Raw genomic sequence first — 15,095 nt, 5'->3', positions numbered from 1 at the left:
GGCGGAATGCGCATCCGGCTTCACAATGCGTCACACGCGCGCGCCCCGCAGCGGCAAGGGACCCTACGCTGATGCCTGGCGGCGCCCCGTCCGCCCGGCAGCACCGCAGACCGCATCCCGCACACCGAGGAGAACCGCCATGCCCGGCATCCACGCCGACATCACCACCGCCTTCGGGAACACGCCGCTCGTGCGCCTGAACCGCGTCGCCGAGGGCGCGGGTGCCGAAGTGCTCGCGAAGCTCGAGTACTTCAACCCCGGATCGTCGGTCAAGGACCGCCTCGGCATCGCGATCGTGAACGCCGCCGAGGAGTCGGGCGAGCTGAAGCCGGGCGGCACGATCGTCGAGTCGACGAGCGGCAACACGGGCATCGCCCTCGCGCTGATCGGCGCGGCCCGCGGCTACAAGGTCATCCTCACGATGCCCGCGTCGATGTCGAAGGAGCGCCGCGTCCTGCTCAAGGCGTTCGGCGCCGAGCTGGTGCTGACCGACCCCGCGGGCGGCATGAAGGCCGCGCTCGCCGAGGCGGAGCGCATCGTCGCCGAGACGCCGGGCGCGGTCCTGGCCAAGCAGTTCGCGAACGCCGCGAACCCCGAGATCCACCGCCGCACCACGGCCGAGGAGATCTGGAACGACACCGACGGCGAGGTCGACATCTTCGTCGCGGGCGTCGGCACCGGCGGCACGATCACGGGCGTCGGCCAGGCGCTCAAGGCCAAGAAGCCGGACGTCCAGGTCGTCGCGGTCGAGCCGACCGCCTCGCCGCTGCTGTCGACGGGCACCCCCGGCCCCGCGAAGATCCAGGGCATCGGCCCCAACTTCGTGCCGCCGATCCTCGACACCGAGATCTACGACGAGGTCGTGGGCGTCGAGTTCGAGGACGCCATCGCGACGTCCCGCGCGCTGGCCGCCGGCGAGGGCATCCTGGCCGGCATCTCGGCGGGCGCCGCGGTCTGGGCGGCGACCGAGATCGCCAAGCGCCCCGAGAACGCCGGCAAGAAGGTCGTCGTGATCGTGCCGGACACGGGCGAGCGCTACATCTCGACCGCGCTGTTCGAGGACCTGCGCGAGGACTGAGCGCCGCTCCGCCGCCGATAGGCTCGAGCCCATGGGATTGAACATCCGCGAGGATGTCGCAGCCGCGCGTCGCCGTGATCCGGCGGCGCGCGGCTTCCTCGAGATCGTGGCGCTGTATCCGGGTCTCCACGCGGTGTGGGCCCATCGCGTCAACCACTGGCTGTGGACGCGCGGATGGCGGTTCGTCGCCCGCGCCGGGTCGCAGCTCACGCGCTGGCTCACGGGCGTCGAGATCCACCCGGGCGCCCGCATCGGGCGGCGCTTCTTCATCGACCACGGCATGGGCGTCGTGATCGGCGAGACGGCCGAGATCGGCGACGACGTCATGCTCTACCACGGCGTCACGCTCGGCGGCACGTCGCTGACCCAGGGCAAGCGCCACCCCACGCTGGAGGACGGCGTGGCGGTCGGCGCGGGGGCCAAGGTGCTCGGCCCCGTCACGATCGGCGCGCGCAGCGCCGTGGGCGCCAACGCCGTCGTCACGAAGGACGCCCCCGCCGACAGCATCGTGGTCGGCATCCCCGCGAAGGCGCGCCCGCGCGGCGCGGGCGAGGACACCCGCCGCGTCATGATGGCCCCCGAGTACGTCATCTGATCGGCCCGGTGCCATGACCGCGTTGCACGAGCTCGGCCTGCGGGGGCTCGCCGCCGCGCTGCGACGCGGCGACGTGACGCCCGCCGAGGCCGCCGGGCACTTCCTGGCGCGGATCGAGGCGCGCCGCGACCTGGGCGCGTTCGCCGAGGTGACGGCGGACGCGGCCCTGCGCCGCGCCGCGTCGCTCGGGCGTCCGCCGGCCGACGCGCCGCCGCTGTGGGGCGTGCCGCTCGCCGACAAGGACCTCACCGCACGCGCGGGCGTGCCCACGCGCTACGGCTCGCGGTGGTCCGCGCACGACGTGCCCGCCCGCTCGGATCCGCTCGCGCTGGCGCTCGACGACGCCGGCGCCGTGAGCCTCGGCAAGACCGCGACGCCGGAGTTCGGACTGACGGGCTTCACCGAGACCCGCATCGGCCCGCCGGCGCGCGATCCGTGGGATCCGGCGAACGGCGCGGGCGGCTCCAGCGGCGGCGCGGCCGTGGCGGTCGCCGCCGGGCTGCTGCCCGCCGCGCCCGCGTCGGACGGCGGCGGCTCCATCCGGATCCCGTCCGCGACGGTGGGCGTCGTGGGACTCAAGCCGTCGCGCGGGCGCGTGCCGGCGGGATCGGGCCTCGACTCCCCCGGCGGCCTCGCGGTGGCCGGCCCGATCGCCCGCACCGTGGACGACGCCGCCCTGCTGCTCGACGCCCTGACCGCCGGGCCGCTCCCCTACGCGACGCGCGCGCCTGGCGAGGGGCCCTTCGCGGACGCCCTCCGCGCGCCCGCGGGGCGGCTGCGGATCGGGATGACCACGGTCTCGCCCTGGGACGAGTCGCTGGACATCCGGCTCGACGTGAGCGCCCGCGAGGCCTTCGCGCACGCGGCCCGCGTGCTGTCCGGCGCGGGCCACGAGCTCGAGGACGCCGCGTGGCGGCCCGAGGGCTACGCCGACATGTTCATGACGCTGTGGCGCGCGTCCGCCGCGCGCATCCCGGTGCCGGACGAGCGCCTCGACGAGCTCGAGCCGATCACGGCATGGCTCGCCCGCGAGGGCCGTGCGCTGTCCGCCGAGCGCCTGCTGGGCGCGCTCGCGGCGGCGACCGCGTTCGAACGTCGCACGATCGAGGCGTTCGCGGGCTTCGACGCCGTGCTGACCCCGGCGCTCGGGCTGCTCCCGCGCCCGATCGGCTGGTTCGCGCAGGACGACCCGGAGCTCAGCTTCGCGCGCCAGTGCGAGTACGCGCCGTACAGCAGCTTCGTCAACGTCGCCGGGCTCCCGGCCGTGACGGTCCCGGTGGCGGAGGCTCCCGGCGGGCATCCCGTCAGCGTCCAGCTGATCGGCCGACCCGGCGGCGAGGCGGTCGTCCTGCGCCTGGCCGCGCAGCTCGAGGCCGCGCGCGGCGCGCTGCCGCGCCCGCCGGCCTGGTGACACGCCGGGCGAATCCGCCCGCCGGGTGAATCAAAGGGCCGCGTCGCGACTCCTGGTCCTCGACGCGGCCGCGCACCCCCGATCGACGTGGCCCGGAAGGGATCACGATGACGCAGCAGCCCGGCACCCTCACGGGGGCCATCCCGACGCTGGACACGGACGGCGTGCCGATCCACCTCGTGGCGGCCGAGCCCGCCCTGGAGGTGATCGTCGAGGCGGCGGAGCACCATCCGGAGCACCCGCTGGGCGTGGCCTCGATCAACCTCGACCACCTGCACCACTTCGGGCGCCATACGCACCACCCCGCTCCGCTGACCGCCGAGGGCGGCGTCGAGTGGCTGAACCTGATCGACGGCTCTCCCATCGCCGCGTTCGCGCGCCGCAAGACCGGGCACGACCACCCCAAGCTCTCGGGCAGCGACCTGATCGGCGCCGTCCTGGACCGCGCCGCCGCGCGCGGCCTGTCGGTCGCGGTGCTCGGCGGGCAGCCGGCCGTCACGCGCGCCCTGCGGCGCCGGTTCGCCGTGGACTGGCCCGGCATCCGGTTCGCGGGCCACTGGACCCCGCCCGCCGACGACCTGACGTCGCCGTCGCGCGCCGCGCGCCTCGCGGCCGAGATCCGCGAGGCCGGCCCCGACGTGCTCCTCGTGTGCCTGGGCAAGCCGCGACAGGAGCAGTGGATCGCCGCGTACGGCGCCCAGACCGGCGCGGGCGTGATGCTGGCCTTCGGCGCGGTCGTGGACTTCCTCGCCGGCCGCGTCAGCCGCGCCCCGCGGTGGATCTCGGAGGCCGGGCTCGAGTGGGCCTGGCGCCTGCTGCACGAGCCGCGCCGCCTCGCCCGCCGCTACCTCGTCGAGGGGCCGCCCGCCTACCTCGCGCTGCGCCGCTCGGCGCGCGGCGCCGCGGCGGCCGTGCTCGCCGTGCCGATGCAGCGCCATGCCTGACCTGCCCGGCCGCTTCGCGCGCACGGGCCCGGCCGACGTCGCGGCGATCGTCGTGACGTACCAGAGCGCAGCCGACCTGGGGGCCCTGCTGAAAGGGCTCCGGCTGGAGGCCCGTGACCTCGACCTGCGGGTGATCGTCGTCGACAACTCCCCCCGCGACGACACCCTGCGGGTCGCCCGTGGCCACCCTGATGTGATCTCGGTGGCCACGGGCGGCAACCTCGGCTACGCGGGCGGGGTGAACGCCGGGCTCGAGCACGTCGGCGACGCCGCGAGCGTGCTCGTGCTCAACCCGGACCTGCGCCTGGGTCGCGGCGCCGTGTCGGCGCTGCTCCGGACGCTGCGCGAGGACCCCGCCCGCGGGGCCGTGGTGCCGCGCATCGTGGACGCCGGCGGTCGCACCGCGCCGTCGCTGTTCCGCGAGCCCGGTGTGCGTCGCGCCCTGGGCGACGCACTGCTCGGCCCGGTGCGGCGCGGCCGCGCGTGGTCGGAGGCCGTGCGGGATCCGCGTGCGTACGCGCACGCGCACGACGTGGACTGGGCCACGGGAGCCGCCGTGCTGCTGTCCGCCGAGGCCGTGGCCCGGGTCGGCGAGTGGGACGAGCGGTTCTTCCTCTACTCCGAGGAGACCGACTACCTGCGACGCGTGCGCAACGCCGGATTCGCGGTGCGCTACGAGCCGGCCGCGACGGTCGCCCACGCGCAGGGCGGATCCGGCTCGTCGCCCGCGCTCGACGCGCTGCTGCAGGTCAACCGCGTGCGCTACATGCGCCGGCACGCGCCGCGCCGCGCGCGCGCGTACCGGGCCGCCGTCGTGCTCGGCACGGCGCTGCGCGCGGTCCGCGGGCGGCGGCACCGGGCGCTGCTGCGGGTGCTGACGGACGAGCGCCGGTGGGAGGACCTGCCGGCGGCCACCTGGCGGGGCCACGGCACGCCCGTCGCGGCCGTGCTCATCCCGGCGCACCAGGAGGCCGCCGTGATCGCCCGCACGCTCGCGCGGCTCGCGGAGCCCGCGGCGGCCGGCTCGATCGAGGTGGTCGTGGTGTGCAACGGATGCTCGGACGACACCGCCGAGCGGGCGCGCGCGTTCGCCGGGGTGCGCGTCGTGGAGCTGCCGCAGGGCTCGAAGCCCGCCGCGCTCAACGCCGGGCTGCGGCTCACGACCGTCCGGCCCGTGATCGTGCTCGATGCGGACATCGACCTGCCGGCGGCCGCGATCCCCGGCCTCGTGCGCGCGCTGCGGCGGCGCGGAGCGCTGGCCGGACGGCCGCCGTTCGCGTACGACGCCTCCGGCGCGGATCCGTGGGTCCGGGCGTACTACCGCGCCCGGGCCCGGGTGCCCGAGCTCACCGGCGCGATCTGGGGCGCCGGCGTCTACGCGCTCTCGTCCGAGGGCGAGGCGCGGGTCGCGCCCCTGCCCCCGGTGACCGCCGACGACGTGCACGTGGACGCGAGCATCCCGGAGGAGGCCAAGGTCATCCCGCCGCTCGCGCCCGTGCGCGTGCGCGTGCCGCGCACGACCGGCGCCCTGCTCTCGACGCTCGTTCGAGTGCGCCGGGGGCCGGCGCAGCTGGGCGTGGACACGCACCGGTCGACGCTGCGCGGCCTGCTGCGCACCGTGACCGGCCCGGCCACCGCGTGGGACGCGCTCGTGTACGCCGCGTTCGCGCTCGCGGCGCGGCGGCGCGCCGCCCGCCCCGCCGCGCGCTCCGGTGCGATGTGGGAGCGCGACGAGTCGACGCGCCTGGCCGTGGCGGGCTGAGGCCCGTCCGCGCCGCGGGGCCCCGGCTCAGCGCCGGGGCGCCGCCGCGACCTCGGCCAGGACGCGGCTCACGCCGTCGCTGAACACGCGGTGGTCGCGCTCGGCCTCGACGCGACGCCGCCCCGCGGCGCCCATCGCGGCCGCGCGCTCCGGGTCGTTCCAGAGGCTCAGGACGGCCTCCCGCAGCGCGTCCGCGTCTCCCGGCGGCACCCACAGCCCCTCGCGCCCGTCGACGAACGCGTCGCGCTGGCCCGCCACGGCCGAGACGATCACGGGCCTGCCCATCGCCCACGCCTCGTTCATGCACGTGATGCCGTTGTCGCTGTCGGTGGGCCGCAGCGGCACCACGACGGCGCGGGACCGCGCGTAGAGCGCCCTCAGCTCGGCGGCCGGCATCGTGCCGAACGTGACGTTCGGCGGCACGAGGTCCTCGCCCCGGCGGTCGCCGTCGTCCGCGTTCCACCAGTCGGGCCGCGCGGTGTCGAGCACCCCGGCGATGTGGCACGGGATGTCGAGGCCCGTCATGGCGCGCACGAGCGTCGGGTAGTCGCGCATCTCGCCGCCCGCGGCGCACACGGTCGTGGACCCGGCGGTGGGAGCGGCGGATCCGTCGTCCGCCCAGAAGCGCGTGTCGAGCGTCCACGGCAGCGCCACGAGCTTGGACTCGGGGACGCCCAGCTCGCGCGCCGCGAACTCGCGCTGCGTGACGGGCGGCAGGATGATCCGCGCCAGCGCGGGGTGCGCGAACCGCAGCAGCCGGGCCTTCTTGCGCTCGGACACGCGGGTCAGGAGCGCCACGATGGGCAGCCGGCGCCGGCTCAGCCGGCACAGCAGCGCCAGCGCGAGCGCGACGTCCGCGACGCTCCAGCAGAGGATCGCGTCGTAGTCGCGGCCGACCCGGTGGGCCTCGAGCACCTGCACGAGCCACATGGGAAGGCGGCGGTACAGCGCGCGCCGCCGGCGCGGCGGGCGGGTGCGCATCCGCCGGTCCACGTACTCCAGGTCGGCGTCCACGTCGCTGATCCACGCGCGGGGCGTGCCCGGATCGCGCAGCGCGGCGAGCTCGTCGGGGTACGGCGGCGAGAACAGCGTGTTGGCGAGCACGAGCACGCGCGGGCGGGCGCGGGCGTCCGTCGCCTCCGTGCCCGCCGCGGATGCGCGGGCGACCGCGCGGGGCGTCATCCCCGCCTCCGAGGGGCGAGGACGCGCGCGAGCCCCATCCGACCGTCGGCATGGCCGATCGCCCGCACCGCGCCGGCGAGCCCCAGGAGCAGGGCGAACATGCCGGCCGAGATCGGGAAGCTCAGCCCGTCGAAGAACGCGAACAGCACGGCCGTGGTCAGCAGCGCCGCCGCGACGCCGCGGCCGAGGGCCGCGACGTCGGGGTACGGCGACCGGCGCACGGTCTGCACCGCACCCCAGGCGGCGGTCCCCACCACGGCGCCGGCGGCGAGCAGGCCGAGGACGCCCAGCTCGAGCAGCAGCAGCGCCCACTGGTTGTCGAAGATGTAGTAGCGCGGCAGGAACGTGCCGAAGCCCACGCCGATCACGGGGCTCGTGGCCAGGAACTCCGGCAGCCGCGCGAGGCCGTCCGTGCGCGACTCGGTGCTCGAGTCCGTGCCGATGCCGAGGAACAGGCCGACGATCGTGCCGTACAGGCCCGGCACGGCCACGGCGGCCGCGGCGGCGGCGACGCCGCCGCCCGCGGCCACCATCCAGCGGTAGGCCTTCGGCAGCGCGGGAAGCGACAGCACGAGCGCCACCGCGAGCCCGATCAGCCCGGAGCGCGACACGGCGAGGATGGCCGCGAACACGATCAGCGCCGCCGGGATCCACGTCCACGGCAGGCGGCCGCGCCCCTCCGCCGCGCGCGTCACGCCAAGGGTCACGGCCAGCGGGATGATCGAGCAGATCGCCGCCGAGTACTCCAGCGGATGCGTCGCGGTGCCGGTGGGCCGGGTGAAGCCGCCCCGCGCGATCACGCCGGCGTCCTCGGCCTGCAGCCCCGGGATGAGCGCGAACACGTCGTGCAGCGTCTGGCCGGTCGTGAACTGCGCGATCCCCAGCACCGCCACCAGGGTGCCGGCCGCGACGATGCGGCCCACGAGCGCATCCAGGTCGCGCAGGGTGCGCAGACCGTCCATGGTGACGAGCAGCACGCCCGCCCACGACAGCAGCCGCACGATGGACGACACGGCCGATCCGATCTGGTCGTGCGGCTGGCCGCGCAGCATGGCGGCCGAGAAGCTGACGAGAGCGACGACCAGCAGCGCCACGTATGCCCACCGCAGCGGCTGCGGCGCGGGCGGCACGTCGATCGCGCGGGCCTGCAGCCGCACCACGACCCACCACAGCAGGAGCACGAGCCCCCACAGCAGCGAGGGCCGCCCCATCGAGCCGAGGCCCGTGACCACGAGGTTCGACGGCACGCCGAACAGCAGGACGACGTAGACCGTGACCATCGTCAGGGCGCTGCCGGCGCGCGGGCGCGCGGCCATCCGCCCCCAGGCGACCGACACGGGCGGCGCCGCGGAGGACGGCCGCGCCCGTCGCGCCGCTTCCGGCGGGCCGTCGCCGCGGGTCTCGCGCATCCGCACCTCGTCCATCCGGATCCGATCCGTCCTGACGCGGGTCAGGATCGCCTCGTCGGACGCGCGCCGATCGGCTCGCCCGCGGCGGGGGCCTCTCCCAGCATCCGCTCGATCGCCACCTCGACCTCGACCTCGTCGGGCGACGCCTCGACGGGCGGCGCGGCGTCGTGGGCCTCCGCGCCCTCCGCGTCGTCATCGACCGCCGGGCGCCGCATGGCGCCGGGCTCGGCGTCGCGCTCGGCGCGTCGCCGGCGGCCCGCCTTGCGACCCCGGTGCCCGCGGCGCGGGCGTCGCGCCAGGCCGTCGATCAGGGCCGCCAGCAGCAGCGACATCAGCGCCGCGCCCGCCCCCACGCCCACCGTCGCGAGCATCCGCTCCCGGGTGCCGAGCGTGCTCTCGGGCGCCACTGCGACGGTCCAGATGCTCACCTGCGAGGCGGCCGGCACGTTCTGCTCGTCCTGCAGCCGGGCCAGCACCTCCTCGTTCGAGGCCAGCATGGCGTCGACCACCTCGGCCGCGACGTCGTCGACGGTGGCGCTGACCGTCACGAGCAGCATGGGCGCCGAGTTGCTGAAGTCGCGCGCGACCGTGATCTCGGTGCCGGGGTGGCGCTCCGTGAGCTCCTGCACCGCCTCGGCCGCGCCCGCCGCGCTGACCAGCACGTCGGCGGCGGTCGACAGGCCTCCCAGGTACAGGAACGGGTTGGGCGTCGTCTTCTCCTCCTCGCCGTCGATCTCGACGACCACGGCGGGCAGGCTGGCCTCGCCGGGCATCAGCAGCTGCTTCGCGGTGCGCTCGTACGTGGGCGGCACCTGCGTCCAGACGAAGGCCGCGGCCGCCGCGGCGGCCAGCAGGCCGGGCGCGACGATGTACCACCGCCGGAGCAGTCCCCGAAGCGTGTCCTGGACGTTCATGCCATCTCCTCGTGGTGCGCGATCCCGCGCGTGCGCGCGGTCCTGCCGCCGCGCCGTGTCCGGTGCGCGAGCGCGCGATCGAATCCGACGGCCGAGCCGACCGACGTGAGCAGGCCGGCGACCGTCATGGCCCCCAGCGCGGCGACCTGCGCCGTGCGGTCGGGCCGGATGTGCTCGATCCGCAGGGTCAGCGGATCGACGCGGATCCGGATGTCGGCGGGGGTGCCGGGCTGCCGGCGGAGGTAGCTGCTGTACTCGACGCGGCGCAGCGCCTCGGTCTGCTTCGCCTCGACCCACTCGGCGCTCGGCCCCACGATCTGCAGCACGATCACCGCGACCGCGTAGCTCGGCGCCCACTGGTTGCCGTAGTCGACGAGTCCCACCTGGACGCCCTCCCGGAGGCCGGCGCCGTAGTAGGGCGCGTCGACCGCCGAGTACCGGATGGCCTCCTGCCCCGGCACGACCTCGGCCGCGACCGCGCCCGCGAACGCGATCACGTTCTCGTCGCGCAGCGACCCCTCCAGGCTCAGCGCGCTGTCGTATCCGTAGAGGAACGTCACGGCCGTGCGCGTGGAGTACACGCCGGCGGCCGCCGTCGAGGCCAGGTGCCACGTCAGCAGCGCCGCGGCGGCGAGAACGGCCGTCACGACGTACCAGCGCCGCCCGAGCATGCCGAGCAGCTCCCGCGCGGTCATGACGCGCCCGCCGTCGCCAGGGCGGCGCCGTCGAGCTCGGCGGCCGACGGCCCGCAGACCTCGTCCTCCAGGATGCGCAGCACGTCGGCCTGCGCGGTCGTCCATTCCGAGCGCGCCGTGGACGCGATGCGCAGCGCGTGCGCGTCGCGGTCGGGCCGCTCCACGGCGGCCGCGAGCGCGCGGGCCAGACCCGCCGGGGTGGCGCGCGCCCACGCGGCCGCGTCGCCAGGAAGGTCGGCCCGCGCCGACGGCGAGTCCGCGACCACGGGGACGACGCCGGCGGCGATCATCTCCTCGGCCACGAGCGAGATGTTCGTGAAGGACATCGCCAGTCCCGCGACGCAGCGCGCGTAGAGCGCGTTCAGGTCGGCCGGGGCGAGCCGGCCGTGCAGGGTCGCCGGGAACGGCAGGTCGCGCACGCGCTCGCCGTACACGTGGATCGGCACATCCGGGCGCAGCTCGTGGAAGCGCGCGAGCGCGAGCCGCGCCAGCTCCCAGCCCCGGCGCGGGACGCCCGGCCTCGCGTAGGCGACGACGCCTTCTCTGCGCGCGCCCGGCAACGGGCGGTAGACCGCGGTGTCGCAGCCGAACGGCGTGACGTCGGGCGCGATCCCGATCTCGCGGCGCAGCGCCTCGGCGACGGCCTCGCCGAGCGCGATGGTGCGGAATCCGAAGCGGTAGGTGTCCTCGGCGAGCGCGTACGCCGCTCCGCGGGGGTGGAACCAGGGCTCGAAGTCCTGCACGAAGTACAGCCGCCGCATGGGCTCCCGGCCACGGGAGGCGAGCACGTGCGCGGTCTCCCAGGACGACGCGACCGCCGCGTCGACGCCCCAGTCGCCCGCGCGGGCGTCGCGCACCTCGGCGCGGACGCGGGGCCACCAGTCGCGGATGACGCGCTCGCGGTCGCGCGGGTCGGCGCCGTGGCGCTCGTCCAGCAGCACGACGCATCGGTGCCCCGCCGCCTCGACGGCCTCGATCATCCGGAACAGCGTCGTGTGCCCGCCGGAGCCGGCGCTCGGAGGGGCGACGACCCATCCGATCGTGAGCGGTGTGCCGCGCTCGGGTCGGTGCGCGGGCAGCGCCAGGTCGAGCTCGGCGGAGTCGGCCACGTCGGCGTCGGGCAGGCCGAGGCCCGGACCGGCAGGATCCAGGCGCGTCTCGATGCGGCGCACGACGCGCAGCGCGGCCGCGCGCGCGCCCTCCCGGCGCAGCACGCGCGCCGCGGCCGCGAGCGCGCTCATGCCGGCGCCTCGCGAGGCACGCCGGTCGCGTCGCCCGCCGGAAGCGCTCCGGATGCGACCGCGACGGGCTCGAACACGCCGGTGCGGTGCCAGCGCCGGAACTGCGCGTCGGCGCGCAGCCGCCGCGCGATGCGCGGCGCGGCGCCGGCCGCGACGGCCGCGCTGCGCGGCCACGAGGACGCGCGCCGCCGTGCCGCCTCGAACGCGCGCCACCCGGCCGAGGCCTCGATGCCGGGGTCGACCTCGAGCGCGAGCGCGCGCAGGTCGTCGACCAGAGCCGACGGGATGCCCCGGTCGAGGTCGCCGCGGGCGTACGCGAGGGCCTCGCGCGCGATCGCGCGTCGCGCCGATCGACGCAGGCCGCCCGAGTCGGCGAGCGCGTCGCACAGCGTCTCGAAGGCCGCGTGCTTCTCGCGCAGGAAGACCCTCGGGTCGTCGGCGCGCCGCGACAGGCTGCGGGGGTGCTCACGGTGCCACGCCTGATCGCATCCCTCCAGGTGGGCCACGTCGGAGTGCGCGGCGATCCGCAGCCACATCTCCATGTCGTGCGTGTGGGCCAGGTCGCGCTGCCCGCCGACGAGGTCGACGACGCTGCGGCGCATGACCGCCTCGGGCGACGTGATGACGTTGGCGCCGGTCGCGCACCGCGCCTCGAGCCAGGCGCGCCCGGACCACACGGTCCAGGCCGTGGGCCGCGTCCGCGCGGGCGCGCGGCCGTGCGAGAAGTGCAGGGGGTGGCCGTACACGAGCCCGACCGCGGGAAGGTGCTGCATCACGGCGACCGCGCGGAGCAGGGCGCCGGGCGTCAGCAGGTCGTCGGCGTCGAGGCGGACGAGGAACTCGCCGCCGGCCAGCTCCAGCCCGCGGTTGAAGGTCGCCACGGGCCCGCTGTTCACGTCGTTCGCGACCACCCGCACGCGCGGGTCCTGCTCCTCCAGGCGGCGCGCCAGGGCGAGGCTGCCGTCGGTCGACGCGTCGTCGACCACGATCACCTCGACGTCCACGCCACCCTGGTCGAGCGCGCTGCGCACGGCCTGCTCCAGGTAGCGCTCGTACTGGAAGCACGGGATCACGACCGACACGGTGGCCTCGACGACCGACGGCAGCGGCTCCAGGCGCACGGCGGCGGAGCGCGGGCCGCGTCGGAGCAGGTCGGTCATCGGATGTCCTCACTCGGGTCGGGGCCCGGCTCGCGCAGCTCGCGGATGCGAGCGCGCAGCCAGTGCCCGACCACTACGAGGTGGCACACTCCGGCGCTGATACCTCCGACGAGCAGGGCGGCGAGCGGATCCGGCACGGTCGCCGCGACGAAGGCCGCGACCGCGACGCACGGCACGGACGCCACGGACGGCAGGGCGAGGGCGCGGATGACCGCGGCCGGGCGAGCGCCCGCCGCGCGCAGCGCGACGAGGTAGCCGGGCAGGATGAGCAGCGCGGCCACCGCCACGTGCGCCCACGCGGCCGCGACGATCCCGCCGAGCGGCGCGACGATGACCAGCGCGACGGTCAGTGCGGCGAGCGAGGCGATCTGCAGCCACATCACGGGGCCCGGCCGCCCCCGCGCGTACAGGTATCCGGCGAACGCGTCGAACAGCACGCGCAGCCCGCCGTACACGCCGAGCGCCGCCAGCGCGGGCGCGGCGGGCAGCCAGCGGGCGCCGTACAGCACCTCGACGAGCGGTCCCGCGAGCACCGCCAGCAGCGCGCCCGCGGGCAGCGCGGCGGCCCACACCAGCGAGGTGACGGCGGCGAACCCTCCCGGGCCGCGCGAGAAGTACGGCAGGGCGATCGAGCGGACCACGGACGACAGCGCGCTCATCGGCCAGCCGGCGATGTTGAAGGCGAGCACGTAGAACCCCAGGGCCACGGCGCCGACCGTGCGGGCGAGCACGACGTTGTCGACGTTGATGAGCGCCCACGACAGCATGTTGGCCGCCGCGACCGGCAGCCCGAACGCGAGCACGGCGCCCGCGACGCGGCGGTCGAAGCCGTAGCGCGGGCGCACCCGCGCGAGCGCGAACTGCAGCGCGCTCGCGACGGCCTGGGCCGCGACCCGCCCGATCGCGAGCCCCAGCACGCCCATCCCCGCCGCGACCAGCGCGAGCGTGAGCACGGTCGACACCACGAAGTCCGCCAGGGCGATCAGGAACAGCTCCCGCTGGCGGAAGCGCCGCATGAGCAGCCCGTACGGGACCACCGAGGCGCCCGCCATCAGCAGCGTCGCGGAGAGGATCGCGATCGCCGGTCCCGCCTGCGGCGCCCCGAGCAGGGCCGCGAGGTCGCCGCTCGTGAGCAGCGTCAGGGCCGCGAGCGCTCCGCCCGCCGCGAGCCCCAGGGATGCGACCGTCGGGGCGATCCGGTCAGGATCCCGCGACCGGATGATGTCGGCGGAGAGTCCGAGATCGGCGAGCGTCATGAGCACGCCCTGGACGGTGAGCGCGATCGCGTAGACGCCGAACTGCTCGGGCGTGAGGAGCCGGGCCAGCACGATGCCGACGATCACGCTCCCGAGCCGCAGCAGCAGCGTGCTCGCGCCGCTCCACGCGGCGCCGCGGGCCGCGCGGACGCCCAGCGTCGCCGTCTCAGACATCGCGGCCCCGCGTCCTCCGCCACGCCCGCTGCGCCGCGGGGGCGGCGAGCGCCGCGCGCAGGCGCCCGTACCGCACGAGCGCGCGAAGGGCCTCCCGGGGCCGACGCGCCGCCGGCACCGCCGCCTCCGACATGTACAGGTCCTCGAGCCGGTCGACCGCGCGCGCCGCCGAGAACCGCTCCGCCACGAGCATCCGGCCGTATCCGCCGAGATCGCGGCGGCGGTCCGGGTCCGCGGCGAGCGCGGCGACCAGCGCGCCGAGGCCCTGGCCCGCGGCACCCGCGCCGAAGAAGCCGTGCTGGAGGAAGCCGGCGGCGGACGCCGGCTCGACCAGGCGCCAGAACCCGCCCTCGCCCTGCACGATGACCGGCCGCGCGTGGGCGAGCGCGCGCAGGGCGGAGGCGCCCATCCCGAACGCCACGTCCGCGGCGTCGTACACGTCGCGCGGATCCGGGACGTCGCCCAGCATGCGCACGTCGATGCGCGCGCGGCCGGCCGCCTCCCGCACCGCGCCCTCTTCGTCGCCCGCGCCCGCGACCAGCAGCACGGGCCGCGCCCCCGGCGCCGGGTCGCCGAGGCGGTCCAGCTCGCCGATCGCCTCGATCACGCCGCGCGCCTTGCCGTGCTCGCGCGAGAGCCTGCCCACCACCGACACGACGAACGCGCCCGCGTCCACGCCGAGCCGCTCGCGCGCGGCCACCCGGTCCCCCGGTGCGTCCGCGACCGTGTCCACGGGCGGCTCCATCAGAAGCACCGGCCCGCTGCGCTGAGCGACCTGTCGCGCGATCGCGACCGTGCCCACGAGCAGCGGCACGCCGTCGGGCACGTGCGGCGGCACCCACATGGACAGCACGCTCTCGATGTGGCGCAGCGGCAGGGCCGCCGCGGCGACGCCGGCGACCAGCGCGGGCCCCGACTCGTAGGTGTGGACGATGTCGGGCTCGAACGCCCGCAGCTCGCGCAGGAACCGCGCGACCGCGGCCGGGTGCAGCGAGTCGCCGCGGAAACGCGGGGCCGGATGCCAGGTCAGGCCCCGCTCGCGCAGCCGCTCCTCGAGCGGCCCCCGGGGCGCGTAGACCGCGACCACGTGCCCGCGCTCGCGCAGCCGCGCCGCGAGGTCGATCGCGATGAGCTGGCTGCCGCCCGTCACGAGCTCGTGCGGGCACACCAGGATGCGCAGGGGTCCGGCCGCGGGGACGTGCGCGTCCCCCCGCCCGCGCTCGCGCTCCGCACGCGGCGCGGACCGGGTGTCCGCGGGAGCCGGCGCCATGACC

At 76.6% G+C, this 15,095-nt stretch carries 13 protein-coding genes; 5 read left to right on the top strand and 8 right to left on the bottom strand.

Annotated elements, in window-relative coordinates; all coding sequences use genetic code 11:
• Nucleotides 1-139: 139 nt before the first annotated feature.
• From cysK to ASD19_RS12125, 5 genes are all read left to right on the top strand, one after another.
• A complete protein-coding gene (gene cysK / locus ASD19_RS12145; RefSeq protein WP_055993112.1) occupies nucleotides 140-1,078 on the top strand; it encodes a cysteine synthase A in 939 nt (312 codons plus the stop codon).
• Between the two features lie 31 nt (nucleotides 1,079-1,109).
• Complete coding sequence (epsC, locus tag ASD19_RS12140) at nucleotides 1,110-1,673, top strand: serine O-acetyltransferase EpsC (protein ID WP_055993110.1); 564 nt, start codon at nucleotides 1,110-1,112, stop codon at nucleotides 1,671-1,673.
• Between the two features lie 13 nt (nucleotides 1,674-1,686).
• Entirely contained in the window at nucleotides 1,687-3,084 is a 1,398-nt protein-coding gene (locus ASD19_RS12135; protein ID WP_055993108.1) for an amidase, read from the top strand.
• Nucleotides 3,085-3,191: 107 nt separating this feature from the next.
• On the top strand, nucleotides 3,192-4,028 hold the full coding sequence (locus ASD19_RS12130; RefSeq protein WP_055993106.1) for a WecB/TagA/CpsF family glycosyltransferase: 837 nt from the start codon (nucleotides 3,192-3,194) through the stop codon (nucleotides 4,026-4,028).
• Nucleotides 4,021-5,790 carry a glycosyltransferase gene (locus ASD19_RS12125; RefSeq protein ID WP_055993104.1) on the top strand — a complete coding sequence of 590 codons (1,770 nt, stop codon included), beginning with the start codon at nucleotides 4,021-4,023 and terminating at the stop codon, nucleotides 5,788-5,790. Before ASD19_RS12130 ends, ASD19_RS12125 begins: the two co-directional genes overlap by 8 nt.
• Before the next feature lie 27 nt (nucleotides 5,791-5,817).
• Here the strand turns inward: ASD19_RS12125 and ASD19_RS12120 are convergent, their stop codons facing one another.
• Genes ASD19_RS12120 through ASD19_RS12085 form a run of 8 tightly spaced genes read right to left on the bottom strand, consistent with a single transcriptional unit; the run spans nucleotide 5,818 to nucleotide 15,091 of the window.
• Nucleotides 5,818-6,972, bottom strand: a complete 1,155-nt coding sequence (locus tag ASD19_RS12120; RefSeq protein ID WP_055993102.1) for a glycosyltransferase — start codon at nucleotides 6,970-6,972, stop codon at nucleotides 5,818-5,820.
• A complete protein-coding gene (locus ASD19_RS12115; RefSeq protein ID WP_156377196.1) occupies nucleotides 6,969-8,381 on the bottom strand; it encodes an O-antigen ligase family protein in 1,413 nt (470 codons plus the stop codon). Before ASD19_RS12115 ends, ASD19_RS12120 begins: the two co-directional genes overlap by 4 nt.
• Before the next feature lie 41 nt (nucleotides 8,382-8,422).
• On the bottom strand, nucleotides 8,423-9,295 hold the full coding sequence (locus tag ASD19_RS12110) for a hypothetical protein (protein ID WP_055993097.1): 873 nt from the start codon (nucleotides 9,293-9,295) through the stop codon (nucleotides 8,423-8,425).
• A complete protein-coding gene (locus ASD19_RS12105) occupies nucleotides 9,292-9,990 on the bottom strand; it encodes a hypothetical protein (protein WP_055993095.1) in 699 nt (232 codons plus the stop codon). The genes ASD19_RS12110 and ASD19_RS12105 overlap by 4 nt, the downstream gene beginning before the upstream one ends.
• Entirely contained in the window at nucleotides 9,987-11,231 is a 1,245-nt protein-coding gene (locus ASD19_RS12100) for a rhamnosyltransferase WsaF family glycosyltransferase (protein WP_055993093.1), read from the bottom strand. The genes ASD19_RS12105 and ASD19_RS12100 overlap by 4 nt, the downstream gene beginning before the upstream one ends.
• Nucleotides 11,228-12,391: a glycosyltransferase family 2 protein gene (locus ASD19_RS12095; protein ID WP_055993092.1), complete on the bottom strand. Its 1,164-nt coding sequence runs from the start codon at nucleotides 12,389-12,391 to the stop codon at nucleotides 11,228-11,230. Before ASD19_RS12095 ends, ASD19_RS12100 begins: the two co-directional genes overlap by 4 nt.
• Nucleotides 12,388-13,821: an oligosaccharide flippase family protein gene (locus tag ASD19_RS12090; protein ID WP_055993090.1), complete on the bottom strand. Its 1,434-nt coding sequence runs from the start codon at nucleotides 13,819-13,821 to the stop codon at nucleotides 12,388-12,390. The genes ASD19_RS12095 and ASD19_RS12090 overlap by 4 nt, the downstream gene beginning before the upstream one ends.
• Nucleotides 13,814-15,091 carry a glycosyltransferase family 4 protein gene (locus ASD19_RS12085; RefSeq protein ID WP_055993088.1) on the bottom strand — a complete coding sequence of 426 codons (1,278 nt, stop codon included), beginning with the start codon at nucleotides 15,089-15,091 and terminating at the stop codon, nucleotides 13,814-13,816. The genes ASD19_RS12090 and ASD19_RS12085 overlap by 8 nt, the downstream gene beginning before the upstream one ends.
• Nucleotides 15,092-15,095 lie beyond the last annotated feature (4 nt).

The sequence above is a fragment of the Microbacterium sp. Root53 genome, from assembly GCF_001426925.1.
GTDB lineage: Bacteria > Actinomycetota > Actinomycetes > Actinomycetales > Microbacteriaceae > Microbacterium.
The sequence above is the reverse complement of the archived record's forward strand: the minus strand, read 5'-3'. Positions and strand labels throughout refer to the sequence as shown.